The organism is Fischerella sp. JS2, assembly GCF_032393985.1.
Taxonomy (GTDB): Bacteria; Cyanobacteriota; Cyanobacteriia; order Cyanobacteriales; family Nostocaceae; genus Fischerella.
On record NZ_CP135918.1, the window covers coordinates 4,863,774 to 4,888,630 of the forward strand.

The 24,857-nt window shown below is 42.7% G+C and carries 21 protein-coding genes and 2 pseudogenes; 6 read left to right on the forward strand and 17 right to left on the reverse strand.

Going from position 1 to position 24,857, the window contains the following annotated elements:
• Positions 1-78: 78 nt before the first annotated feature.
• Both RS893_RS20685 and hslO read right to left on the reverse strand, forming a co-directional pair.
• Positions 79-2,106 carry a chromosome segregation ATPase gene (locus tag RS893_RS20685; protein WP_315787477.1) on the reverse strand — a complete coding sequence of 676 codons (2,028 nt, stop codon included), beginning with the start codon at positions 2,104-2,106 and terminating at the stop codon, positions 79-81.
• 154 nt (positions 2,107-2,260) lie between these two features.
• On the reverse strand, positions 2,261-3,166 hold the full coding sequence (gene hslO / locus RS893_RS20690; protein WP_315787479.1) for an Hsp33 family molecular chaperone HslO: 906 nt from the start codon (positions 3,164-3,166) through the stop codon (positions 2,261-2,263).
• Between the two features lie 294 nt (positions 3,167-3,460).
• On the opposite strand from hslO, the gene RS893_RS20695 reads away from it, so the two are divergent.
• Positions 3,461-3,844 carry a hypothetical protein gene (locus RS893_RS20695; protein WP_315792053.1) on the forward strand — a complete coding sequence of 128 codons (384 nt, stop codon included), beginning with the start codon at positions 3,461-3,463 and terminating at the stop codon, positions 3,842-3,844.
• A 122-nt stretch (positions 3,845-3,966) separates the two neighbouring features.
• Here RS893_RS20695 and RS893_RS20700 read toward each other — a convergent pair whose 3' ends face one another.
• Positions 3,967-5,181, reverse strand: a complete 1,215-nt coding sequence (locus RS893_RS20700; protein WP_315787481.1) for an HhoA/HhoB/HtrA family serine endopeptidase — start codon at positions 5,179-5,181, stop codon at positions 3,967-3,969.
• 549 nt (positions 5,182-5,730) lie between these two features.
• On the opposite strand from RS893_RS20700, the gene RS893_RS20705 reads away from it, so the two are divergent.
• The gene (locus RS893_RS20705) at positions 5,731-6,132 is read left to right on the forward strand and encodes a metal-sensitive transcriptional regulator (RefSeq protein WP_315787483.1); all 402 of its coding nucleotides are present in this window, start codon (positions 5,731-5,733) and stop codon (positions 6,130-6,132) included.
• A gap of 189 nt (positions 6,133-6,321) precedes the next feature.
• Here RS893_RS20705 and crtD read toward each other — a convergent pair whose 3' ends face one another.
• Entirely contained in the window at positions 6,322-7,830 is a 1,509-nt protein-coding gene (crtD, locus tag RS893_RS20710) for a C-3',4' desaturase CrtD (RefSeq protein WP_315787485.1), read from the reverse strand.
• Between the two features lie 264 nt (positions 7,831-8,094).
• Between crtD and RS893_RS20715 the strand changes: the two genes are divergently transcribed.
• The 4 genes and pseudogenes from RS893_RS20715 to RS893_RS20730 form a co-directional block, all read left to right on the forward strand.
• Positions 8,095-9,375 (forward strand): pitrilysin family protein, encoded by a 1,281-nt coding sequence (locus RS893_RS20715; protein ID WP_315787486.1) that lies wholly within the window; start codon positions 8,095-8,097, stop codon positions 9,373-9,375.
• A 229-nt stretch (positions 9,376-9,604) separates the two neighbouring features.
• Positions 9,605-10,222: pseudogene (locus tag RS893_RS20720) on the forward strand (fructosamine kinase family protein); the annotation flags it as partial.
• A 39-nt stretch (positions 10,223-10,261) separates the two neighbouring features.
• Positions 10,262-10,953, forward strand: a protein-coding gene (locus RS893_RS20725) for an IS1 family transposase (protein WP_315784082.1) whose coding sequence is annotated in 2 segments (ribosomal slippage) — positions 10,262-10,586 and positions 10,586-10,953 — 693 coding nt in all. Because the reading frame shifts where the segments join, the coding sequence is not laid out codon by codon here.
• A gap of 24 nt (positions 10,954-10,977) precedes the next feature.
• Positions 10,978-11,235 (forward strand): annotated as a pseudogene (locus RS893_RS20730) (fructosamine kinase family protein); the annotation flags it as partial.
• Positions 11,236-11,298: 63 nt separating this feature from the next.
• Here RS893_RS20730 and RS893_RS20735 read toward each other — a convergent pair.
• The 13 genes from RS893_RS20735 to RS893_RS20795 all read right to left on the reverse strand — a co-directional run bounded on the left by RS893_RS20735 (position 11,299) and on the right by RS893_RS20795 (position 24,377).
• Positions 11,299-11,445 (reverse strand): photosystem I reaction center subunit IX, encoded by a 147-nt coding sequence (locus RS893_RS20735; RefSeq protein WP_071846743.1) that lies wholly within the window; start codon positions 11,443-11,445, stop codon positions 11,299-11,301.
• A 145-nt stretch (positions 11,446-11,590) separates the two neighbouring features.
• Complete coding sequence (locus RS893_RS20740; protein ID WP_315787489.1) at positions 11,591-12,070, reverse strand: Photosystem I reaction center subunit III; 480 nt, start codon at positions 12,068-12,070, stop codon at positions 11,591-11,593.
• A 282-nt stretch (positions 12,071-12,352) separates the two neighbouring features.
• Complete coding sequence (psbH, locus tag RS893_RS20745; RefSeq protein WP_315787490.1) at positions 12,353-12,559, reverse strand: photosystem II reaction center phosphoprotein PsbH; 207 nt, start codon at positions 12,557-12,559, stop codon at positions 12,353-12,355.
• An 85-nt stretch (positions 12,560-12,644) separates the two neighbouring features.
• Positions 12,645-14,177 (reverse strand): photosystem II chlorophyll-binding protein CP47, encoded by a 1,533-nt coding sequence (gene psbB, locus RS893_RS20750; protein ID WP_315792054.1) that lies wholly within the window; start codon positions 14,175-14,177, stop codon positions 12,645-12,647.
• Between the two features lie 329 nt (positions 14,178-14,506).
• Positions 14,507-15,931, reverse strand: a complete 1,425-nt coding sequence (psbC, locus tag RS893_RS20755) for a photosystem II reaction center protein CP43 (protein WP_315787492.1) — start codon at positions 15,929-15,931, stop codon at positions 14,507-14,509.
• A gap of 152 nt (positions 15,932-16,083) precedes the next feature.
• Positions 16,084-17,145 carry a photosystem II D2 protein (photosystem q(a) protein) gene (gene psbD, locus RS893_RS20760; RefSeq protein ID WP_315787494.1) on the reverse strand — a complete coding sequence of 354 codons (1,062 nt, stop codon included), beginning with the start codon at positions 17,143-17,145 and terminating at the stop codon, positions 16,084-16,086.
• A 31-nt stretch (positions 17,146-17,176) separates the two neighbouring features.
• Entirely contained in the window at positions 17,177-17,698 is a 522-nt protein-coding gene (gene apcD / locus RS893_RS20765; RefSeq protein WP_315787496.1) for an allophycocyanin subunit alpha-B, read from the reverse strand.
• Between the two features lie 197 nt (positions 17,699-17,895).
• On the reverse strand, positions 17,896-20,166 hold the full coding sequence (locus tag RS893_RS20770; protein WP_315787497.1) for a phycobilisome rod-core linker polypeptide: 2,271 nt from the start codon (positions 20,164-20,166) through the stop codon (positions 17,896-17,898).
• A 66-nt stretch (positions 20,167-20,232) separates the two neighbouring features.
• Positions 20,233-20,712, reverse strand: a complete 480-nt coding sequence (gene apcD / locus RS893_RS20775) for an allophycocyanin subunit alpha-B (RefSeq protein WP_315787498.1) — start codon at positions 20,710-20,712, stop codon at positions 20,233-20,235.
• Between the two features lie 152 nt (positions 20,713-20,864).
• Positions 20,865-21,350, reverse strand: coding sequence for an allophycocyanin subunit beta (apcB, locus tag RS893_RS20780; RefSeq protein ID WP_315787500.1), 486 nt, complete (start codon positions 21,348-21,350; stop codon positions 20,865-20,867).
• Positions 21,351-21,465: 115 nt separating this feature from the next.
• Positions 21,466-21,942 carry an allophycocyanin subunit alpha-B gene (gene apcD / locus RS893_RS20785; protein ID WP_315787502.1) on the reverse strand — a complete coding sequence of 159 codons (477 nt, stop codon included), beginning with the start codon at positions 21,940-21,942 and terminating at the stop codon, positions 21,466-21,468.
• A gap of 188 nt (positions 21,943-22,130) precedes the next feature.
• Positions 22,131-23,216 carry a photosystem II q(b) protein gene (gene psbA, locus RS893_RS20790; RefSeq protein WP_315787504.1) on the reverse strand — a complete coding sequence of 362 codons (1,086 nt, stop codon included), beginning with the start codon at positions 23,214-23,216 and terminating at the stop codon, positions 22,131-22,133.
• Between the two features lie 30 nt (positions 23,217-23,246).
• Entirely contained in the window at positions 23,247-24,377 is a 1,131-nt protein-coding gene (locus RS893_RS20795; RefSeq protein WP_315787506.1) for a photosystem II q(b) protein, read from the reverse strand.
• Positions 24,378-24,857: the final 480 nt, after the last annotated feature.

A 24,857-nucleotide genomic window follows, 5' to 3' on the forward strand; every position in this document is an offset into this window, starting at 1 on the left:
CTAAAAAGGGTGTGGGAGTGTAAGGGAAATAATTTTTTTAATCCCATTCCTCTGCCCATCCACCCTAACAAATTTAGATTACTGCTGTTGTTGAATCCCTCCTGGCAATAATGGGTCAAATTGTTGCTCTGGTGCAGGATTAAGGAAATTGCGCCAAATACGAATTTGTTCTTGAGCAGCGTTGTAAGCAGAGGCATAGCGTGGTATTAGCTTAGCTGTTTCGAGCGCTCTGGGAATATCAGACTCGCCTTGGGAGCGTGCTATATCCAATAATTGCTGGCTCCATTGGTCAATGGCAATGCTCGCATCACTGCTGAGAATACTACTGCGAGGCACTCGATTGGCAAGTCTAATTGCTTCTATCAGAGCTTGGGGAGTACCAGCTAATGCCACTTCTTTTGCTTTGTTCCAGTTTTCTCGAGCGCGAATTTGGGCGCGCCAGTCATCTATAGCGGCTTGGGCTTCACCAGATAATGCCCTGCCTGAGGGTATTTGTTGAGCAACGTTAATAGCGGCGGGAAGGTTGCCACTACTAGCTAGGTCTCGTGCTTGATCCAAGTAAGGTTGGTCTTCTATGCGTTCTATCTTTGCTGTCCAAATGGCAATTTTTCTCTGTGCTTCTCTATATAATGCTCGTCCTCGGCGAATCTGCCTTGCTTCAGTAATTGCCGCCTGCAAAGAGTTGATATCTTCTAACAAGGCTATTTCTTCAGCACGTTCTAAATAAGGTTTATCTTCGATTGTCTGGACTTGAGCAACCCAACCATTTATTTCTTCTCTAGCTTCTTGTGCACGCGGGTTGCTATCGGGAATTTGTTGTGCTTCGGCGATCGCTGCTGTTAAATCGTTGATTGTGCCTTGACTCGCCAGTGTTCGTGCTTTTTCGAGCTTCGAGACATCTTCAATTTCTAGTTGCCAACGAGCGATTAACTGTTGGGCTTTGTCGTAGACTGTTCTCGATGGATCAATTTGTTGAGCTTGGGCAATTGCTGTCTCTAAACCTGCTACAGTGCCAATCCAAGCATTTCTTTGGGCTTGTGCGATCGCAATAAAGTCCTCTGTTTCTGACTGTAGTCCTGTACTGATAGGAATTTGTTGGGCAATAGATATTGCTTGGTCGGCATCACGACGGTCTAGATTTTTTTGTGCTAAATCTAGCATTGCACGTCCAAATTTAGGAATAGCTTCTTGAGCTTTCGGATAAACGTAACTGTCCTTTTGGATCGACTCTGCAATTTTAATCGCTTTGAGTAAGTTATCTACATTCTCGCTTTGGGCTAGATTTTCAGCTTTTGCCAGTTTATCGCCATCTTCCCTGGCACTAGTAATTAATCGATTTAATTGGTCGTATTTGATACTCGCCCAATACTTGTTATCGACTCGTAATAATTTAGCAGCAGCCATAAATGCGTCGTGCCAGTGTTGTTCACGCATTTCGTTTTCTACTTCTTGGTAAATACCTTCTGCTTCTGACCAAATTTTTTCCCATTCGGTAATTTGCTCTTTTACCAGTTGATGAGCAGGAAGGTCTTCCGGAATTTGCTTAGCAGTGGCGATCGCTTCCTCTAATTTGCCTTGTTGAAAACTTTCATCTGCTAACTTTAAAATATCTCGTGACCATTGTTCCAGGTAACGGTCTATTTCTTCTCGTAAGGGATGGCTTTCCGGTAATTGCTTAACTAGATCAATTGCTTGGAGAAGGTCTTTGACTGTTTGCTTAGAAGCGGCGAGTTGGGCACAGTGTAAGCGTACCGATGCACTAGCCAGAGGCCAGAAAATAGATGGACAGTTGGGGGCAGATGGCAACTTGAGCAGCATTCCCATTGCCATAAAGGCGATGCCGCCGGGGACTAGTGTTAATAAAAGCGCCCACAAAATCCAGCTTTTTAACCAGCGTGGCATTTTCCCAGAACCATGACCACTGGGTGGTAGTTGTTCAGAAGTGTTTGGTTTTGACTGCATCACAGACTTGGAGTTAGAGCCGGCAGGTGGTACACCAGACATTTTAGTCTCATTAACGTGCCCGGCTCGGGATAATCTTGTCATCATATCTGGCTCTCTAGCTCTGCCTAGTGACCAACTTTCTGAAGTATCCCGCTCTGTCATCTCTCACACCAAAGTAGTTTAATAGCGATCTGCGCTGAATTGCAACTATGTTGTTGTCATGGTAACTTTCTCATTGAGAAAAATCTACCTCTTGCACCATCATAGCTCCATAGATATCATTACCACCCCAAACATAAAGTATCTTTTTACACTACTATCTCGTAGCGGATGATTCTGCTTGCAGATCAACAATTAGCTGAGCTAAGTGATCGCTACTTGCTTGGTAAACTGTGCCACAAAAGTCACAAGTCGCTTCTGCGCCATTGTCTTTGATGATCATGTCTTGCAGTTCTGCTTCTCCCAACATTTTCAGCGCTCCTAAAACCCGGTCAAAAGAGCAACCACAGTGGAAGCGTAGCATCTGAGTTTCGGGAAATATATTTACTCCCATATCTCCCAGTAAATCTTGAAAAATTTCTGTTAGAGACTTACCAGCTTGGAGCAGAGGTGTAAAACCGCTTAAAGCAGCAACTCGTGATTCTAATGTTTCTATTAAAGCTTCATCTCTGGCCGCTTTGGGCAACACTTGCACCAAGAGACCACCAGCAGCAGTTACCCCCTTTGGTTCTACAAATACACCTAGTACTAATGCTGAAGGAGTTTGTTCAGATGTTACCAGGTAATGAGCCACATCATCTCCTATTTCGCCAGAAACAATTTCAACTGTACTGGAGTACGGGTAGCCGTAACCAATGTCACGCACTACATAAATAAAGCCATCACCAACTGCACCACCGACATCTAATTTACCTTGAGCATTGGGTGGTAGTTCCACCGCCGGATTGCCTACATAGCCACGCACTGTGCCATCTAAACCGGCATCTATCAATATACCACCCAAAGGTCCATCACCTTTTACCCGGATGTTGACTCTAGAGCCAGTCCGCTTCATATTGGATGCCATCAACAAGCCAGCTGTCATAGTCCGTCCTAAAGCAGCTGTTGCTACATAAGACATCTGATGGCGCTGCCGTGCTTCTTCTGTGAGACGAGTAGTGATTGCACCCACCGCACGAATTCCACCATCGGCTGCTGTAGCGCGAATTAATTGATCCGCCATGAAAATCCTTACATTTCTTTACAAATTTACTTTCTCTATTTTAAGTTCACAGCTTGATTAAAAGTGACCAAATATATTGCAATTAGGATGACAATACCGTACCAACCACAAGCGGCTTTCCGTAGAGCAGAAGTATAGCTCATCCTAGTCCATTCGATTTTAGATATTGGATTTTGGATTTTAGATTTTGGATTGACTCTACAGATTTTTCTAGGGGCTTGTATGATCAAAGAAGTATCGATCATACATCGGTCATACTATAAAGAAAAAGCGATAAGAGCGATCGCCTCAACAATGCTAGGTAATTTCCAAAAAAGTCAACTCCGCATAGAAATGGAAGCATCAGCAGCTGCCATTGGAGACAGTCTGCTGCGTCCTACACAATTGGAAAAATGGCTGCTTTCTGGTAGTCTTACCCCCGGAATGCCAGAACAGTTACATCCAGGATTTCAATTCGCAACTCGATTCGGACCAATCACGATTCATCATCAAGTAGATGTAGCAAATCCTAATTGTCTGCGTTTAATTCTCAGTCAAGGAATCGATGGTTTTCATGAATGGTACTGGGGCGAAGGTTGGGTACAATCTCGCCTAGAAGGAATATCACTTTTGCCACTGGCTTTAGGACAAAGTTTAAATTTACTAAGTTTGCGTCAGTTTTTAGCACAAAAAAGTTAGTAGTTAGAGACGCGAGGAACATCGCGTCTGTACATTAGTAGTTAGTAGTTAGTAGATAATAGGTAACTGGTAATTGTTATTAGTTATCAATCACTATCCACTAACCACTATCTACTAACTAATTACGAAGTACTCCTCAATTCAGCTGTGCGTACTGATAATTGCTGTGTTTGATTTCCACGTTGCACTTTCACCTGTAACACTTGTCCGACGCGAGTGTCTTCCACAAGGTTTTGCAACTGTTCAGCACTAGTAATTGCTTGTCCATCAACTTGGGTAATAACATCCCCACGCCGAATACCTGCTTTAGCGGCTGGAGAATTAGGTAAAACCCGCATGACCAAAACCCCGTTCACTTCTGGAATAATGAACTGAGAATTGGGGTCATTATTGCTTTCCTTGGCTAGTTGGGGTGTAAGAGTCACCATTTGTACACCCAAGTAAGGATGAACTACTTTACCACCACGTTGCAATTGAGCTGTAATTTGTTTAGCTTTATCGATGGGAATAGCAAAACCAATCCCCATAGCATCAGCACGAATAGCTGTGTTAATACCAATGACTTCACCTCGATCATTTAACAGTGGGCCGCCAGAGTTACCAGGGTTGATTGCAGCATCTGTTTGGATAAAGTCTAAGCGTTTGTCGGGGATACCAACTTGAGCGCTAGAACGTCTCAGGGTGCTGACAATTCCTAAGGTAACGGTATTATCAAATCCTAAGGGATTACCGACTGCGATCGCCCAGTCTCCTACCTGGACATTAGAAGAAGAACCCAAAGGTGCGACAGGCAAATCACCACCAGCGTTAATCTTAACTATTGCCAAATCAGTAACTTCATCAACACCTTGGACTTTGCCTTCAAAATTACGTCCATCTTTGAGGCGGACTGTAACTCTATCAGCATTATCGACCACATGGGCATTGGTCATAACTAAGCCACTTTTATCAATAATGAAACCAGAACCCAGACCTCGCAATTGCTCTGGAGGTAACTGTTGGGGAAAACTTTCTCCAAAGAACCTGCGGAAAAATGGGTCGTCATAAAAATCAGGTAGACGACGAGTAACCGTACGTTCAGTATCAATCCGAACTACAGCTGCCCCCACACGATTTACCGCCGCAGTCACAAAGCTGCTGTTACCAATTGCTGCTGTAGCTGGTGATTGCCGTTGAGCAAGAAGTTGTGGTGTGTCATTTGTGACAATTTTAGGTGCTGGCTCAGCTTGAGAAGGTGACACTTGGATTGTGCCGACAGTGAGAACAACTCCTAAAAACATCGCTAATACGTGGGTGAAGAGTTGTTTAATAGACCTGGGTAGTTGGGAAAATCGCATAACCACAACCTTATTTTTTCAGCTAGTTAGTTATGTATTTGTTCATTTTTTCTGGTGCAAGTAGTTGATAATGACTACTTACATACCTAAACATTATTGTTGCAGATTTGATGATCATCCCTAAGTGTTGACGCTAGCTCTCATGTCAGAGTTTCATGTTTGCTTTAGTCTTGACACTTGGGGATTATTATGATCCATTTGTAAATCAATTTATGTGAATTTATAGCTGCCAAGCTATTCTGGAAACTTACACTCGCAATATTCGGGAATTAGGATGATTGATTCCTGGTAATTGCTGTTAATTCAAAGATATAATATATGCTTACACTTAAAATCACAAAGCAAAATAGGACTTAAATGTACTCATTGCTCCCAAAGCAAGCATGAGACCTTTGTCAGACCCTTGTGACAGAAAAGACGGATAAAGGGGATCAGGAAAATATTTTTACTCCTCACACTTCCCACACTCCTCCTACTCCCCACACTCTCCCATTACTATCCCTGTCTAAGCTACGATCTTATGTATTACTAAACTCCAAACAGCAACCCATGAATGGATCGAAGCAATTAGGTAAATCATCTTTGCCTAGTTTTGAGCAAGATGAAGATGTACTCTTGGAAGAAACAGACCACGTTCACATACACAAGACTCACAAGCATGAGCAGTCGCCTCATCCTCACGTTCATAGCGAAGAGTCTTTGCGTCGATTGGTGAATCGATTATCACGTATAGAAGGACATATTCGCGGGATCAAGACAATGGTACAGCAAAATAGCCCTTGTCCTGAGGTGTTATTGCAAATTGCCGCAGTTCGAGGTGCGCTGGATAAAGTAGCACGAATCGTTTTGGATGAACATTTAACTGAGTGTATTGCTAGAGCAGCACAAGAGGGCAATATTGATGTGGAAATTGAGCAACTCAAAGCAGCTTTAGATCGATTTTTGCCATGATGGGATTGGGGAGGTAGGGAGGTGGGGAACTCACCGATCCCCTGGTGGGGATTAAGGGCAGTGGGGGAGTGTGTAGACGCGTAGCGGCTTAAGGTAAGGGTGGAGTGTGAGGAGTAGTAAGCCGCCATTAACTACTAACTACTAACCAATAACTATTGACAATTGACAATTAACAATTGACCCTTGCCCTTACCCATCTATTTGCCTAACTACTGTGAGTGCTGAATAACTCACGCCTGCTGTACCTTCGCCGGGGTGGGTGGAGTCACCGACTAACCAGAGATGATCTATGGGTGTACGATTGGCAAATCCAAAGGGGCCAAATGTCGGTATCCTTTGACCAATACCACCGACAATACCGCGATCGCGACCTGTGTAATGAGCAAAGGTACGGGGAGTAGCAGCTTCTATGTGAATGATAGTTTCTGGTTTTAAGTAAAAGTATTGTGCTAAACGAGCGATCGCATCTTCTGTATACTTTTGTTTTAATCCTTTGTAATCATCTGTCTGCCACCAAGGTTGAGGGTCTACGAAGGAAGAGGCGATAATTGTAGCTTGACCTGTAGGCGCGCGACCATCACCGGGATGACTCACAGATACAAATAGGGAATTATTTTCGCCAATGGGCCCATTGGCATCATACATAAATTGCAGGTGGGGGGGACAATCAAGGGGAATAGCGCTTGCATCCACACCTAGATACACTACAAATGCACCGGATGCAGGTGGCAATTTTGCTATACGTTTCTTATAGCCAGAAGGAACTTTTTCACCTAGCAATTTCACTAAATTTTGGATTGTAACATTAGCTATGATATGGTCGGCTGATTCTGTCCAAGTTTCCCCAGTTTTTTGGTTGCGAATCACTACAGCCTTAGCTTTACCTTGGGCTATTTTGATTTGTTCAACAGTGTGGCGCATTAATAACTTACCACCATCTCGTTCTAAAGCAGAAACTAGGCGATCGCTCAGCACCTGCATACTACCTTGGAGATGAAACAAGCCTTGCGGTTCCTGAGATACACTCAACGCTGTTGCAGCATATAATAGTGCTGTTTCTTCTGCATCTACCTGAGAGTATAGCTTCAGTTGCAAATCCAAAAACGTCCGCAAACGCTGATCGTCTGACAGCTTGTAGGCACGCAACGCATCCCCTACTGTAAATAAGGTATAAGGTACAGTAATTAAAGTACTCGGACGTACCGCCTTGGTTAGCTGCCATAAATCCCAAGTGTTACGCGGTGGTAGCACCGGATTACGCCCTTGAAATTCCCAGCTAGCTTTAAATAATTCTGCAATCAATTGCCAAAAAGGTTCGCTACCAGGAAACTGTCGCTGACGTTCCTCTTGCCATTTCTGAGGGTCACGCCAAACATTGATGGGTGTATTTTCTCCTGGTAAAAATACCGCACAAGCAGGGTCACAAGGCGTTGCAGGCGGGAGATCAATTTCTAATTCTGAGAAAATCCGATGATGAATTCCTCCTGGTTCTAAACCTGCAACTTGGGTTGCGCCGACATCAAAAGTAAAGCCTTTGCGTTTAAATGTAGAAGTACAACCACCAGGCACTAGGGCTTGATCTAGAATGAGGACACTATAACCTCTACGGGCCAATAATGCCCCAGCAGTGAGTCCGCCAATTCCTGCACCAATGACGATTACACGAGATTTACTTTTGCCAACACGATGATTTGGCATTGATTCTGTAATATACTTCTTAATATTTCTAATTATAATTTACAAATATTTAATATAAAGAAGCAATCTCCTACCAGAATCTTAGTATCTTAGTGTCTTCGTGGTTTATTTTCATCACAAAGATACGAAGACACCAAGAAAAATTTACCAAAACGTACCGCACATACATCAAGAACCCAGTAAATTTCTTGTAGTCAAGCGATCGCTGCAATTATCATTTAAGTGCTATGTAAGATAGAGGTAACTGCTCACTTACAACTACCCATGACCTCAACCCTGGTAAAATTTCCTCGTCTGAATGCACCACAGCTTCATCGATTGCCGAATGGTTTAACAATCATAGCGGAGCAAATGCCGATAGATGCAGTTAACCTGAGTTTGTGGATTAACGTTGGCTCAGCTGTAGAAGCAGATGCAATTAATGGCATGGCTCACTTTTTAGAGCATATGATTTTTAAGGGAACTGAGCAACTAATCAGTGGTGAGTTTGAACGTAGAATTGAAGAGCGGGGTGCTGTTACCAATGCTGCAACTAGCCAGGATTATACCCATTACTATATAACTACTGCTCCTAAGGATTTTGCTGAGCTTGCGCCTCTGCAAATTGATGTAGTAGCTAATGCAAGTATCCCTGATGATGCCTTTGAACGGGAAAGGTTGGTAGTTTTAGAAGAAATAAGACGTTCCGAAGATAATCCCCGTCGTCGCACCTACAAAAGGGCGATGGAGATGGCTTTTGCACAACTACCTTATCGACGACCTGTATTGGGACCAGAAGAAGTAATCTCTCACCTCCATCCCCAACAAATGCGAGATTTTCATGCTACCTGGTATCAACCGCCGTCAATAACTGCTGTCGCTATAGGTAATTTACCAGTAGAAGAATTAATTGAAATCATTGCACAAGGCTTTGGAAAATCTCACAATCACCAATCAACTACCAACAAACAACTACCAACACTTGCTTGTGAACTCCCATTTACTGAAATTGTCCGACATGAGTTTACTGATGAAAGCTTACAGCAAGCACGACTGGTAATGGTTTGGCGAGTTCCAGGCTTAGACAAACTTGATGAAACTTACGCCTTGGATGTTTTAGCAGCAATTCTCGGACATGGACGTACATCCAGATTAGTCCGAGAGTTACGCGAAGAACGTGGACTGGCTTCTCATATTTCTGTGAGTAACATGACTCATAAGTTGCAGGGGACATTTTATATTTCCGCCCACTGTCCAGTAGAAAATGTCGGGTTAGTAGAAGAAGCGATCGCTCAACATATTAGAACTTTACAAACCGAGTTCGTGCAAGAATCAGAAATTGCCCGTGTGCAGAAACGAGTTGCGAATAGATTTATTTTTGGCAACGAGACACCAAGCGATCGCGCAGGTTTATATGGTTATTATCAAACACTAATAGGTGATTTGGAACCAGCCTTTGACTACCCCAGCCACATCCAAGCACAGGATGCAACAAAATTAATGCAAGCTGCCCAAAAGTATCTTACCCCCGATGCTTACGGTGTGGTGGTAATGAAACCTGTTTAGTTAGTGGTTGGTTGTTAGTAGGTAGAGACGCGAGGAACATCGCGTCTGTACAATAGTGGTTGGTTGTTGTTGATTGTTGGTTGTTAGTAGTTAATGGCTTACTACTCCTCACACTCCACCCTTACCTTAAGCCGCTACGCGTCTACACACTCCTCCCACCTCCCCACCTCCCCACCGCCCCTAATCCCCAGAGGGGACCGGTGAGTTCCCCACCTCCCCATCTAAAATCATGTGGACTGACATCGACGCCCATATTACGCAAATCATTGGTGAAAAATTCCACTCTGCACAACGACGTTCAGTTGGTGGCGGGTGCATCAACCAAGGTTATGCCATATCGGATGACAAGCTTACCTACTTCGTTAAGCTTAATCAAGCATCGCAAGTTGCCATGTTTGAAGCAGAAGCACTGGGTTTAGAACAAATGTACAACACAGGTACTATCCGCGTTCCCAAACCAATCTGTTATGGAACAGCAGGTAATTCTTGTTACTTGGTTTTAGAGTGGTTGGAAATGGGTTCAGGTAATGCCAAAGCTTGGGAAGAGATGGGACATAAGTTAGCGGCGATGCACAAAGCCACTACAGTCAATAGTTTTGGCTGGGACATGAATAATACTATTGGTTCTACGCCCCAAATAAATACTTGGACATCTAATTGGGCAGAATTTTTTAACAAACATCGCCTGGGTTATCAGTTTCAATTAGCAAGGCGACGGGGTGGTAGATTTCCGCAAGCTGAAGATTTACTAGCTGCTATTTCCGAAATATTAGCAGACCACGATCCACAACCCTCCCTAGTACATGGTGATTTGTGGGGGGGTAACGCTGGATGTACTGTTAAAGGGGCGTTGCATAATAGCGGTATGAATTGAGGTCAATTAATCATGGAATGTCCACGCTGTGGATCTTGTCATAACCGTAAGAATGGAAAGAAAAGAGGTAAACAGAATCACATTTGCTGTGATTGTGGTCGTCAATTCATTGATGTCTATAAACCACCCAGGGGCTACTCGGATGAAATCAAACAAGAATGCCTAAAAATGTACGTCAATGGTATGGGATTTCGTGGAATTGAAAGGGTGAAAAACGTTCATCATACTACCATTATTCATTGGGTTAAACGAGTGGGTACACAATTGGCGGATACACCAAATTCAAAGGAAATTCCGCAGGTGGGAGAACTAGATGAATTAGAAACATTTATTGGTTCAAAAAAAATAAAATCTGGTTGTGGACGGCGGTAAATCACTTTACTCAAGGTATTCTTGCTTGGGTTTTAGGTGATCGTAGTTCGACTACTTTCCAACAGTTATGGAACATTGTCCAGTGTTGGCAGAGTTATTTTTACGTCACAGATGGATACCCTGTTTACCCTTGTTTTGTTCCTGATGGTGACCAAATTGTGAGTAAGACCTACATGACACGAGTCGAAAATGAAAACACAAGGCTTAGACATTATTTGGCTCGTCTTCATCGTAAAACTTTATGTTATTCCAAAACTGAGGAAATGCTGAGATACTCTGTTCGATTGTTATTGCACTACCTCAAATATCGTTCTGTTCCCTTACCTGCCTAAAACATACCTTTATTCAGCAACGCCGTTAAAGGAGAACCAGTTATTTTCGATCCAGCAACATATTTTGGGGATAGGGAAGTAGACATCGCCATGACCGAACTTTTTGGCGGTTTTCCTGCGGCGTTTTATCGTGGTTATGACGAAGTGTTTCCCCTAGAACCAGGATACAAACGCAGGAAGACTTTGTATAACTTGTATCACATCCTCAATCACTTTAATTTGTTTGGGGGCGGATATGAGTCGCAAGCAAACAGTATGATTGCAAGGGTTTTACATTCATGAAAGCAGGAGGCTATTTTTCCTTTGTACACAATCTGCGGCGCTCGCATTCAAACTTCTTTGATATTACGGCAAAGAATGGAAAAAAGTACCGTATTGCAAACCAGGAAACAGATAATTCAATACAATCATAATTACAGAAATAGTAACCAATGTTAGTGTAGCAACTATAGGAGCAGTGGAAAGATATCTTAGCAAATAACGTGCTTCCATGATAAATTCTCCAACCTAAATCAAATTTGTTGAACTTGTATTTTTATTTGGATTATTGAGAGGGTAGCTGTTCAAATACGAATTATCTTGCCTCAATCACTTGGTATATTGACAAAAACTTTTCAGATAACCTCTCAATATTATTTCAGCGAATTGAAATAGGAATTTCTTCATCCTTGGCAACTAATTCACCAGCTAGTAATTCTTTAATTGCTGCCAGAGGCCAAAATAAAGCCATCACCATACAACTGATGAATAAAGGTACATCAATAAACACTTCTTTTTCTTCTGCTTTATCTTGTTTTTTAATTGCCTGTAGGTAAGACCGACCGCTCCAGCCAATAAAACCAGCAGTATACAGAAATATGGTGATAGGAATTGCTACATCAACAGCAAGACTAAGGCGGTCAAGAGCAATCCGAGGTAGACCATCCTCACCACAAAGTAACTGCGAATAAGCTTTTAATGGCTTTGTAGTGTAATAACTGTCAGGAGCATTTTTCATCCTTTCTACAAATGCAGCTGATTTGTAACAAGGAACCAATGTGGTATTTTCTGCCAATGCAGTAGAAACAGCGCTAAACCAAATCAAAATTCCGAGAATTAGAGCAAATATTCTTTTCATGATTTTGTTATTTTCTGAGTATTGGTTGTTAGTAGTTATTGGTTAGTAATTGTTGTTTATTTAAACCTTGACTTTACTCACGGTTTATCGGATAAGTGTTGGCTGCATAAATTATCAAGAGAGCGCAAAACGATACAGCTGTTATCAAACCAAAAAAAACTCCGGTTGCTGTTGAGGCAAATTGCCCCTCTCCATAAGCTAAATAAATGTGTTGCATTATTCCTATTTCCTTCTTCCCCTAGTTTCTTACCTATGATTATTTGCTCAAATTTATTCAATTTATCAATTCATATTGATTCCTTCAAGCAAAATCGATGAATTGACAATCTCTAAAATCATTAATAAGAAAATAAAAAACAACAGCATCAAAATAGCCATTAGTGGTGTAGTACCCCAACCAGGAGTAACTTTACCTGCCTCAGTATTTAATTTTTTGAGTAGATATTGTACAGGTGCGACTTTTTTAGATTGAAACTTTTGTGCTTGCATGGATTCCTCCGACTATTATTGATAGTTTTTTTGGTAAACATTCAGTGGTAGTAAGCGCTTAAGCGCTTACTACAAACCTGATAAGCTAGATAACTGCTTGCTTCTTGCGTGTAGTTGTATCTCCCACTTTCTGGAAAACACCAAACTCTACCTGTTCATCAAGTTCTGGGTCAATGCCAGCAAATACATCCCGGTAGATGGTACGAGAACCATGCCAGATGTGTCCGAAAAACCATACCAAAGCAAAGCAAGTGTGGAAAAAGGCAAAAAAGCCCCGGTTACTAGTCCGGAAAACTCCATCGGAATTGTGGATTGTGCGGTCAAATTCAAAAGGTTCACCCAGTTGGGCTTGACGTGCGTACTTCTTCACCGTCATTGGGTCTGTAAACGTTTGACCATCAAGTGTCCCGCCAAAGAAACTGACATTAACGCCAGTTTGCTCAAAGCTATATTTTGCCTCTGCTCGTTGGAAGGGAATATCTGCACGCACTACACCATCTTTGTCAGTCAGAACTACTGGGAAGGTTTCAAAGAAAGTAGGCATTCGACGAACTGTCAATTCCCGTCCTTCACGGTCTTGGAATACTGGATGACCAAGCCAACTTCGAGCCACTCCATCTCCATCCACCATTCGACCTACTCGGAATAAACCACCTTTGGCAGGATTATTGCCAATATAGTCATAGAAAGCTAGTTTCTTTGGGATAGCTGACCAAGATTGTGAGAGAGTTTTACCCTCGTCTAAACCAGCTTGCACCCGTCTATCAATCTCTTTTTTAAAGTAGCTTTGATCCCACTGATAACGAGTCGGTCCCCACAGTTCAATAGGTGTGGTGGCAGTACCATACCACATACTACTAGCAGCTACAAAACCTGCAAAAAAGAAAGTGGCCAGCGCACTGGCAAGGACGGTTTCAATGTTTCCCATCCTTAGTCCCCTGTACAGTACTTCAGGGGGTCGAACAACTATATGGAAAAGCCCACCAATAATTCCCACAATGCCCGCTGCAATGTGATGAGCAACAACCCCACCAGGATTTTGGGGATTAAACCCCTCTGGTCCCCATACTGGTGCAACTCCTTGAACATGACCAGTTAGTCCGTATGGGTCAGAAACCCACATACCCGGACCAAAAATACCGGTGAGATGAAAAGCACCAAAACCAAAGCAGAGTAAACCAGCCAAGAATAGGTGAATGCCAAAAATTTTGGGCAAATCTAAAGTTGGTTCGCCCGTTTCGGAATCAAAGAATGTGGCAAGATCCCAGTAAACCCAATGCCAGCAAGCAGCCAAGAACTCAAGACCTGAGAAGATAATGTGAGCTATGGCTACAGTTTCAAACGTCCAAAAACCAGGATCTGCGAAGGTTTCACCTGTAACACTCCAGCCTTGCCAGGAATTCGTCACTCCCAAGCGTGCCACAAACGGCATTAAAAAACATCCCTGCCGCCACATGGGATTGAGTACTGGATCGCTAGGATCGTACAAAGCTAGTTCAAACAAAAGCATCGAACCAGCAAAGCCTGCACAAAGAGCATTGTGCATCAGGTGTACAGCAATAAGTCGTCCTGGGTCATTTAAGACCACTGTATGAACTCTATACCAAGGTAATCCCATCGATTGTGCTTCCTTAGTCAAAAGTCAAGAGTTAAGAGAATTAAATCTCTTATTTAGAACAAAAGTCGTAGGTATGTACCTGACGCTGAATCAGGAAAAAATTTTTTCAAAAAAAACAAAATTACACAAAAAAACATCAACAAAGTTATGTGAACCACAGAGTCAATGATTTGATTTTTGAGCAAATACTGCATAGTCCTAATGGGGAGTGGGGAGATCGGGGATTGGTGATAGGGGACTGGGGATTGGGAAATGGGAAGGGAAGGGAGAGTTTAAGGATTAAGTAATTCCCTATTCCCGATCCCCGATCCCTAATTCCTGATCGCTAACTAATCTAATGGAGGCATGGATAGAACTGGCTCATCTTCGCGGTCTATACCTCTTTCAAAGCCTGCGGCCGCGGCTCTGGCACGACCGGCGTGCCAGAGATGACCAACTAAGAAAAGCAGAGCAAAGACAAAATGTGCAGAAGCTAGCCAGGCACGAGGCCCAACAAAGTTAAAGGAGTTGAGTTCAGTTGCTAAGCCGCCGACAGAATTCAGGGAACCTATAGGTGCATGGGTCATGTATTCAGAAGCACGGCGAATTTGCCAAGGCTGGACATCATGCTGGAGTTTGTCAATATCTAGACCATTGGGGCCACGCAGAGGTTCTAGCCAGGGCGCTTTGACATCCCAAAAGCGCATAGTTTCCCCGCCAAAGATAATTTCTCCGGTTGGCGATCGCATCAAGTATTTCCCCAGACCTGTTGGTCCTTGAGCGGAAGCGACGTTCGCTCCTAAATTTTGGTCACGCACAAGAAATACTAGCGCCTGAGCATTGGAAGATTCAGCAACTGTCGGCCCATAAAATTCGCTGGGATAGGCAGTGTTGTTAAACCAGATGAACATCGTCGCAATAAATGCTTGTCCGGCTACATTGCCCAAACTTTGCGAAAGGTAAGCCTCTCCTGACCAAATAAAGGCTTTATGAGTCCACTTAAAAGGCTTAGTCACAATGTGCCAAATACCACCTAGTATTAGCAGCGAACCGATCCAAATATGACCGCCGACTAAATCTTCTAAGTTGTCAACACTAACAATATTACCTGCTCCACCTGTAAAACCTTTGAACAGATAACCAAAGATGATTCTGGGGTCAAGGGTAGGATTGGTAACAAGGCGAACAGTACCACCACCGGGGGCCCAGGTGTCATACAACCCGCCCCACAACATTGCCTTACCGACAAGTAAGAAGGCGGCGACACCTAAAGCAATCAGGTGATATCCCAAAATGCTGGTGACTTTATCTTTATCGCTCCAATCGAAATTGAAGAAACCAGGAAGTTTTTGCGGCCCTTTGAGGGAGTGATAGATACCACCAAAACCCAAAACAGCCGAGCCGATCAGGTGAAATACAGCGATCGCAAAAAATGGAAAGATATCTACTACTTGACCTCCTGGCCCCACACCAAAACCAAGGGTGGCAATGTGAGGCATTAAGATCAAACCCTGGTCATACATCGGTTTTTCCGGAACATAGTGAGCGACTTCAAACAGCAGCATCGCTCCTGCCCAGAAGGCAATCAGCCCTGCATGGGCAACATGAGCGCCCAAAAACCGACCAGATTGGTTAATAAAACGAGCGTTACCAGCCCACCAAGCATATCCTGTCGAGGCTTCATCACGACCTTCACTTGGTGAATTAACAATATAAGCAGGTTTTTGAACTTCGTCTTTTGGTTTTGAAACTTTAGAATCAAAGGGCGTTTCCACGGGGCATTACCTCTTCAGGGAATTCAAACTTTTCATGGGGCTATTTTGGGTGTAAGGAGGTAGGAGTGTAAGGGAAAGAATTAAAAACCAAGTAATCATACTTACAAATCAACTTTCCTCTCCTACACCCTTATACCCCTACACCCATCCCCTCATTCAGCATTACCACGGGGCAGTACCTCTTCAGGGAATTCAAATTTTTCATGGGGCTGGTCTTGAGTCGCCATCCATGCTCTAGCTCCCTCGTTCAATAAGATATTTTTGGTATAGAATGTTTCAAATTCTGGGTCTTCTGCTGCGCGTATTTCCTGAGACACAAAGTCATAAGCCCGCAGGTTAAAAGCTAAACCCACCATGCCAATAGAACTCATCCACAAGCCTGTAACTGGCACAAACAACATAAAGAAATGCAACCATCGCTTGTTAGAAAAAGCAATTCCAAAAATCTGTGACCAATAGCGGTTTGCAGTCACAAAAGAATAGGTTTCTTCTGCTTGAGTCGGAGAAAATCCCCCAAAAGTGTTAAAGCTTTTGGTGTCTCTAAACAAAGTATTTTCTACTGTTGCACCATGAATAGCACACAACAGCGCACCTCCCAATACACCGGCGACTCCCATCATATGAAATGGGTTCAGTGTATAGTTATGAAACGCTTGGAAGAATAATAAGAAACGGAAAATGGCAGCGACCCCAAACGAGGGCGCAAAAAACCAGGAAGATTGTCCTAATGGATAAATGAGAAAGACAGAAACAAATACAGAGATGGGAGCAGAAAAAGCGATCGCATTGTAGGGTCGAACGCCAACTAAACGAGCAATTTCAAATTGGCGCAGCATGAAGCCGATTAAACCAAAAACACCATGGAGGGCGACAAAAGCCCATAAACCGCCAATTTGACACCAACGGGTAAAGTCCCACTGCGCCTCAGGCCCCCACAGGAACAACAAAGAATGTCCCATGCTATCAGCAGGAGTGGAAACAGCCGCTGTCAGGAAGTTACAGCCTTCCAAGTAAGAACTCACAATACCATGAGTGTACCAAGAAGTAACAAAAGTCGTGCCAGTAAACCAACCCCCAATCGCCAGGTAAGCACAGGGGAAGAGTAACAAGCCTGACCAACCGATAAAAACAAAGCGATCGCGTTTCAGCCAGTCATCGAGGACATAAAACCATTCAAACCCCCTTGTCCGTGAGGGTCTAATTGCAATGGTCATAAGAACTTATCCTTTTGCTAAAAAACTTTGTTCACCAATCCGACCGACCATCATTCATAAAATAAGGAGCACCTGGAAAGGAGAGAGTTTGAATAATGTGGTCGAAATAAGGGGTGACTTCCGCAGCATCTTCATCACCAAGCAGTGCTTGAGCTTCTTCTTTAATACAGCGCACTGCCTCAACCCAATTAGAAAGTGGAATTCCTAAAGATTGATACATTTGTTGCATTCCAACTGTGCCAATTTCTGTCAAGGGCTGCTCATTTCCTGCCAAAACACAATAGGCAACTAAACGGATATACCAACCTTGATCCCGTTGGCAGGAAGCTGTTTTCCTCATATTGCCGCTATTACTGGGTGTCACTGGACACCGCTTCCAGAACTTTTGACTAGCTGTTTCTACAAGCCGATTTTGGTTACTAGCCAAAGTTTTAGCAATGCGAATCCGTTTGTCCCCCGAATGGCAAAAATTTTGAATCATGCGGATTTCTCCGGGAGTAGGATAACGCATCTGTTCATCAGCATTCTCAATTACCTGCTTTACAAGACTCATATCAATTTTGGATTTTGGATTTGGCAATTAGGATTAGCTCTCTGTGTCAAGGTGAGTAGGAAACTAACCTAAATTTCAGTAACTTCTAACTTCTTTGTGTTTTTGTGCCTTGGTGTTTCAAAAAAGATTTTTTCACCACCAAGACGCAAAGACACCATGAAAAACCTATAAATTAGGATTTAAACCTCGCCTCCCTATCAGGCAGGATTGATATAGTTGTCTTCACCTTCAGACTCACTCACTGAAGCTTGTACATAGGTTAGTTCTGGTTCCAACTTTTGTTCTTGGAGGTTAGTCTCACACTCATTTACCAACTCTGACAAAGTTTGCGTTTGTCCGTTGTGGTGCTTGGGAACAAAACTATCTAATTCTGATGGCGACGACAGCAAAGATTTTACTGACAGATTTACAGCGTAAGATGATTTAGGCGATCGCATTGCAAAACCTCTGGGTGTGACATAGCGTTCATAAGGAACCGTATCTTCCCCAAAAGTTTGCATATATTCTGGACTATCGATCATTTCATCAATCAGTGCATAAAAGCCTTGATTTGCAGAGATGTCGTAGTAATGATTCATTTCCTGTCGCCCGTAGGTAGGACGGCCCAACAAGCGTCGATGGATGTATTCAATCGCTTTAGTTACGTACAGTGGTTCCCAAAACATTCTGCGGAATAATTTAGATTTGGCTAACTGGCGGATAAACTCCCGCATTGTAATTGCACCACTTAGGAATGCTGATTCTGCAACTGTTATACGCTGACCTTCAAAAACATCGCGTCCAAATACTTGCTGATAAGCTGCCTGAATCACTGCGGACGGGGAATGATTTGTTAGGCTGACGTTGGGTGGTGCTTGTTTTCCATTTACTAGAGATTTTGTGTGTAACTTCTCTGGATGATCTAACTTGATTACCCTTCCCAAAGTTCCTGGGACTTGTCCCAAGCCATCAGAACTAATCAGTATGCGGCGATTATCTTTACCAAAGGGTGCAGGACTGTGGAGAGTTGTTGCGGGTAAAGCATCTACAGGAAAAATTGCACCAAATTGAATTTCGAGAGGGTCGTTACCAGAACCGTAAGGATGCTGATTGGGTAGGGGTTTGGCGTATTTGCCAAACAGGGTCACAAACTGGGGTACTTTGTGAATAACAGCGCTGTACTTCAACAAATCTATTTGTGGTCCCCAATTACGGCACTCCTGAGCTTCTTGTCCCAAACCACGCAGATATGGTACTGTTTCCTCGCCAAAGTAGTCAGCGTATTCTTGGGAATCTACCAAAGTATCAATTAGTTTAGGTAAACCACCTTTGGTAACTACAGCAAAGTATTCTTGGAACTCTTCTAGAGAACTCAATCCCCGTCCCAAAAAGTGACGCATTGCCAATTCAATCACGCGACTAATGGTATACGGCTCCCAGAAAAGTCTGCGGTAGAGGCGAGATTTACCTAAACAACGAACAAACTCCTTCATGGAAATTTGTCCACCTTTGAGTTGGGACTCCAATTCATCTACAGCGAAACCATAGGTAGCAGTTACATCGCGCTCAAAAACTTGCCGATAGGCAGCTTTTATTACTGCTTGCTTTTCTGTCTCTGGTAAGACAGATTTCATCACATATTTGAGTCGCGCGAGTGAGGCGATCGCATAACTTTGAGGTAATACTAAACCCTGCTGTTCGTTGGAAACCCCAATTCTAAGTTGAACTGGAGGTTTTTCAACAAGGTATTCCGATATTAATACCTGAAAATTATGCTTGATAATTTCCTGCGCCTCAGCATCATTTGCAAAGTAATTCAGGGATTGTCGTTGCATTTCCTTAAGAGCAACAACAGTAGCATCTGTTACATCTTCTGGAATAACACCGCGCAAGCCTCTGGCATTAGCTGACAAAATACTAGTATCACCAGCAACAATGGCATAAGTTATATAACGTAAAAACCACGCTAAGTCTCGCATAGACCGTTTCATTCTCGTTGGCCCGTAGCGAGAAATATTGATAAAACGGAAGCCCTCCGGAAGCGGATCTCTGTCAGTAAAGAGAGTACGCGCTTGTTCCCACCAACCCCTTAAAGGATTGAAAAATCTTGGCGTTGGTATTAAATTTACCCGTTCCTTATCCGGAACATAACCATTTCTTCGTGCTGCACTCAGGTAATCCTCACCTACATAATAACCTGAACCTGGCAATCCTATGGGATCTTGGGTTTTTTCCAAGTAATCCATGGGAAAACCGCCAACAAAAATCCGATTTGCCCCCACAGAGACAATTTCATCTGCATTTTTAGTTAGCGTTTCTACAATTTCTAAACGCTTATTACCAGAACTAAAAAATGAATTGAGTTCTTGAAGTTCAGTACGCTTTAAATAGCGGTCTTGTTGTTCTGCTTGTGAAATAACTGCAAGAGGTACAGTTTGATACAGTTGTGGATGAGCAACTGAAATATTACTACTTGCTTTCGTACTCATTTTTTATTTGTTGGTAGTTGGTAGTTGGTAGTTAGTTGTTGGTTGTTGCTATTAACCACTAACAAATTAAGGCATCAAACTTTGAATTAAATAATCAAAATAAGGCGCTACTTCGGTGGCGTCTTCTAAAGTAAATAAATCTAAAGATACTTCTTTGAGGCAACGTATTGCTTCCACTAAATTAGGTAAGGGAATTTCTAGGGATTCGTACATTTCTTTCACTCCAATAGTGCCAATTGCTGCTAAAGGCTCTACATCTCCCACTACTACAGCATAAGTAATCAAACGAATGTACCAACTTTGATCGCGCAAGCATGAATTTCGATACATTCTATTACCGCTATTACTAGGTGTATTTGGACAGCGTTCCCAAAATTTGAGACTTGCTTGTTCTACAATTTCTTTTTCATTTTCCGTCAGAGTCACAGCAAGATTTAGCCGAGAAACTCCGCCCTCGTAAAATTGTTGAATTGCGCTTAACTCACCAGCGTTGAGATACCGAGCTTCACGATCAGCATTCAAAATTGATTTTATAATAACGCTCATTGGTAATAGGGAATTGTTAATTGGTAATAAAAAAGTATGAATTTGGGAACAGTTATGAGTTATCAGTTATGAGTTATCAATTATTAATAAAGAGATAAACATACTGATAACTGTTTGCTGTTTGCTGTTGACTGTCCCCTATTTTTTGTTCTTTAACTCAAACCAGAGACGATATAGTCGAAATAGACACCCATTTCTTTACCGGCTTCAACACCTATCATGCTATTAGTTACTTCCTTCATTGCTTGCACTGCTCGTATAGTTGCACCAATAGGAACGCCCAAAGAGTTGTAAGTTTCCCTCAAACCATTCAAAACGCGCTCGTCTAAAATTGAGGGATCACCAGCCAACATGGCGTAGGTAGCATAGCGTAAAAAGTAATCTAAGTCTCGAACACAAGCAGCATAACGACGACAGGTATACATATTGCCACCAGGAGCCGTGATATCTGTATAAAGCAGAGATTTTGCTACTGTTTGAGTAACGATAGTTTTGGCATTAGCACTAATCGTAGTAGCAGCACGCGCCCGCATATCACCAGTATGGTAGTAGTGTTGTAGCTTCTCTAAAGAATTGTTATCCAGGTATTTGCCTTGAACGTCAGAGGAATTAATCAAAGAAGTAATTGCGTCTTGCATAATTCTGTGTCCTTAATTTGAGTATTCGAGTAATAGATATTTAAGAAAAGACGAAAAATGAAGTATAAATTTATTTTTTATTTTTCATACTTCATTATTCATCCGTTACTCCTTTCTATGACAACGCTCTAATGATGTAGTCAAAATATGGGCCTACCTCAACAGCATCTTCCTCACTCATCATGGATACAGCTTCTTCTTTAATGCAGCGCATTGCTTCCACTATATTTCTGAGTGGAATTTCTAAATTGTTGTACATTTCTTTAATGCCAACAGTGCCTATTTCTTCCAAGGGTTTCTCACTGCCTGCCAAAACTGAGTAAGCAACTAAGCGAACATACCAACCTTGATCGCGCTGACAGGAAGCTGTTTTTCGCTCATTACCACTATTACTAGGTGTATTAGGACAGCGTTCCCAGAATTTCTGGCTACCGCGTTGCACAATTAGTTGTTCATTTTCTGACAAAATTTTTGCAATCCGAATTCGTTGATCTCCTGTTTTCAAAAAGTCTTGAAAAATCCTTAGCTCTTTAGGAGCAGGATAGCGAGATTCACTATCAGCATTTAGAATTAATTCGGTAACAACGCTCATTACATTACTCCTGATTTTTCTAGTTAGTGGTTAGTGGTTGTACCAGACGTGCCATGGCACGTCTGGTACATTGATTCGTGGTTCGTGGGTTATAAATAACAAACAAGCAATAACCAATAATCAACAACAAATCGATGAGGAAAAGGTTCAGTTGTCAGGGAGGAATCAAGCTGACAACTGAAAACCAATTAGGCAGTGATGGAAGGCGCTGTGATTGCTACAGGAACAGCTTCACCACAGGCAAGATCCAGTGGGAAATTATGAGCATTCCGTTCGTGCATCACTTCAAAGCCTAAATTTGCTCGGTTCAACACATCAGCCCAACTGGGGAGTACACGTCCTTGGGAATCAAGAATGGAATTATTAAAGTTAAAGCCATTCAAGTTAAACGCCATTGTGCTGATGCCTATAGCAGTACCCCATATACAAATCACCGGCCAAGCTGCGAGGAAAAAGTGCAATGAGCGGCTATTGTTAAAGCTGGCGTACTGGAAAATTAGGCGACCAAAGTAACCATGTGCTGCAACGATGTTATAAGTCTCTTGTTCTTGACCAAATTTATAACCGTAGTTCTGCGATTCTAATTCTGTGGTTTCACGGATGAGACTTGATGTCACTAGTGAACCGTGCATTGCACAGAACAGCGAACCTCCCAAGACTCCAGCGACTCCAATCATGTGTAAGGGATGCATGAGAATGTTATGTTCGGCTTGGAACACGAACATAAAATTGAAAGTACCGCTGATACCCATAGGTAGACCATCAGAGAAGCTACCTTGTCCAATTGGGTAAATCAAGAACACTGAAGTTGTGGCGGCAAGAGGAGCGCTGTAGGCAACTGCAATCCAAGGACGCATTCCCAGACGGTATGATAATTCCCACTCACGCCCCATGTAGCAAGCAAGGGCTGGAATGTAGTGGAAACCAATCATCTGGTATGGCCCGCCGTTGTAGAGCCATTCGTCCATAGAAGCTGCTTCCCAAATGGGGTAAAAGTGCAGTCCAATTGCGTTGGACATAGGAACTACGGCGGCGGTAATGATATTGTTGCCGTAGAGCAGTGAACCGGATACTGGTTCGCGGATGCCGTCAATATCCACTGGGGGAGCGGCAATGATGGCGATAACAAAGACACAGATAGAAACTCCTAACAAAGGAATCATCAAGACGCCGAACCAGCCAATATACAGACGATTTTCGGTACTTGTTACCCAGTCGCAGAACCTATCCCAGGTTGGGAAACGGCTCGTTGGTCGTGTGGAAATAGTAGTCATAAAAAATTCCAAATTGAAAATTCAAGATGCCTATTTCCAAGGCACTACTTCACCTGCTGTTAAGTTTTCAGGGAAGTCATAAATATGGCGTTCATCTAAAATTTTTATCCCTAAAGAAGCCCAATCAATTGTGTCTGCCCAAGTATGAATAATCTGCCCTTGGCTTTTGATCTGAGGCTGATGAAATTGCAAGTAGTCAAAGTCAAAGGCAGCAATGTCTACACCCAAAGCCGCAGACCAAATTCCTGCTACTGGTAAAGCTGCCAAAAAGAAGTGCAATTTGCGAGAGTTAGGAAAACTAACACGATGCCATATCAAGTGCCATAGATAAACTTGAGCAGACCTAAAATTATAGGTTGGGTGTTGTTGACCAAGTTTGTACCCTTTGTTAATTGATTCAGACTCGCTGTGATTATGACTGCGAATTAGGGTAGATGTGACTAGGGAACCGTGCATTGCAGCCGCAAAAGCACCACCCAAAACTCCAATCACTCCTAACTGATGTAAAGGATTCATCAAGATGTTGTGGTCTGCTTGAAACTGCAACATGAAGTGAAATGTGCCAGATATTCCTAAAGGCATTCCCGCAGATAGGCTACCTTGTCCCACTGGGTAGACTAACAACACTGAAACGGATGCGGCGACGGGAGCAGTAAATGCTAGAGAAATCCAGGGACGCATTCCCAAGCGGTAACTTAGTTCCCATTCCCGGTCTTGATAGGCGATGATGCCAATCAAAAAATGCAGCACAATCATTTGATATGGCCCACCATTGTAAAGCCACTCATCAATGGAAGCTGCTTCCCAAATTGGATAAAAATGCAGACCAATTGCAGCCGATGTTGGCACAACAGCAGCAGTGATAATGTTATTTCCAGAAAGTATTGAACCGGAAATGGGCGCACCTATTCCATCCATGTCTACAGGAGGGGCAGCGATGATGGCGATGATAAAAACAGTTGTTGCTGTTAAGATGCAAGGAATCATCAACACACCAAACCAGCCGACATATAGTCTGTTTTCTGTGCTGGTAACCCATGAACAAAATTTTTCCCAATGATTAACTTTTTTGCGTCTTTCTGAGAGTTTGTTTGCTGCTGGCTCAGAAGTGTAATTGCTACTATCTGAGGTTGCAATTACATGGTCTGACTCTAGCTTCATACTCAATACATCCTCATTGAATGGGCAGGAGTTTCCATCGCAGCACACTCTCACACCAGAGGCGATGGCAGGGCTATATATTTGCAGTCAAACCTTCATCAGCTACGACGAAAATATTATTCAAGATTGATGAAAATCAGAATAGTGAAAAAACATGAAGAACTAATGAAGGAATTAATTTTCTTTACAAAACTTTACTAAGTAATAGTTGATAGTAAATTTGAGCAGTTTTAAGAAGTGGTTCGTAGTCGGAAGTTTAGTGCTTACTTTACTTTGACAAACTACAAAATAAGATCCCCGAGTTTTTAGAGTGTCGGGGGTCTGTAACAATTCTTCCCTTTAAACCACTCTAGTACTTATAAAAATAAGTAAAGAAACTAAAACTTTCTTGAAGCTAGATAACTGTTTTGTTGAGAAATCTGTTAATAATGATTGTAACTGTGAACACCATATACATTTAATAAACCAAATTCTCCTAAA

Excerpts from the sequence above, each read along its gene's own strand:
- RS893_RS20685 (WP_315787477.1), bottom strand. The coding sequence starts at position 2,106 with ATGACAGAGCGGGATACTTCAGAAAGTTGGTCACTAGGCAGAGCTAGA.
- hslO (WP_315787479.1), bottom strand. The coding sequence starts at position 3,166 with ATGGCGGATCAATTAATTCGCGCTACAGCAGCCGATGGTGGAATTCGT.
- RS893_RS20695 (WP_315792053.1), top strand. The coding sequence starts at position 3,461 with ATGCTAGGTAATTTCCAAAAAAGTCAACTCCGCATAGAAATGGAAGCA.
- RS893_RS20700 (WP_315787481.1), bottom strand. The coding sequence starts at position 5,181 with ATGCGATTTTCCCAACTACCCAGGTCTATTAAACAACTCTTCACCCAC.
- RS893_RS20705 (WP_315787483.1), top strand. The coding sequence starts at position 5,731 with ATGAATGGATCGAAGCAATTAGGTAAATCATCTTTGCCTAGTTTTGAG.
- crtD (WP_315787485.1), bottom strand. The coding sequence starts at position 7,830 with ATGCCAAATCATCGTGTTGGCAAAAGTAAATCTCGTGTAATCGTCATT.
- RS893_RS20715 (WP_315787486.1), top strand. The coding sequence starts at position 8,095 with ATGACCTCAACCCTGGTAAAATTTCCTCGTCTGAATGCACCACAGCTT.
- RS893_RS20735 (WP_071846743.1), bottom strand. The coding sequence starts at position 11,445 with ATGGAAGCACGTTATTTGCTAAGATATCTTTCCACTGCTCCTATAGTT.
- RS893_RS20740 (WP_315787489.1), bottom strand. The coding sequence starts at position 12,070 with ATGAAAAGAATATTTGCTCTAATTCTCGGAATTTTGATTTGGTTTAGC.
- psbH (WP_315787490.1), bottom strand. The coding sequence starts at position 12,559 with ATGCAAGCACAAAAGTTTCAATCTAAAAAAGTCGCACCTGTACAATAT.
- psbB (WP_315792054.1), bottom strand. The coding sequence starts at position 14,177 with ATGGGATTACCTTGGTATAGAGTTCATACAGTGGTCTTAAATGACCCA.
- psbD (WP_315787494.1), bottom strand. The coding sequence starts at position 17,145 with ATGACCATTGCAATTAGACCCTCACGGACAAGGGGGTTTGAATGGTTT.
- apcD (WP_315787496.1), bottom strand. The coding sequence starts at position 17,698 with ATGAGTCTTGTAAAGCAGGTAATTGAGAATGCTGATGAACAGATGCGT.
- RS893_RS20770 (WP_315787497.1), bottom strand. The coding sequence starts at position 20,166 with ATGAGTACGAAAGCAAGTAGTAATATTTCAGTTGCTCATCCACAACTG.
- apcD (WP_315787498.1), bottom strand. The coding sequence starts at position 20,712 with ATGAGCGTTATTATAAAATCAATTTTGAATGCTGATCGTGAAGCTCGG.
- apcB (WP_315787500.1), bottom strand. The coding sequence starts at position 21,350 with ATGCAAGACGCAATTACTTCTTTGATTAATTCCTCTGACGTTCAAGGC.
- apcD (WP_315787502.1), bottom strand. The coding sequence starts at position 21,942 with ATGAGCGTTGTTACCGAATTAATTCTAAATGCTGATAGTGAATCTCGC.
- psbA (WP_315787504.1), bottom strand. The coding sequence starts at position 23,216 with ATGACTACTATTTCCACACGACCAACGAGCCGTTTCCCAACCTGGGAT.
- RS893_RS20795 (WP_315787506.1), bottom strand. The coding sequence starts at position 24,377 with ATGAAGCTAGAGTCAGACCATGTAATTGCAACCTCAGATAGTAGCAAT.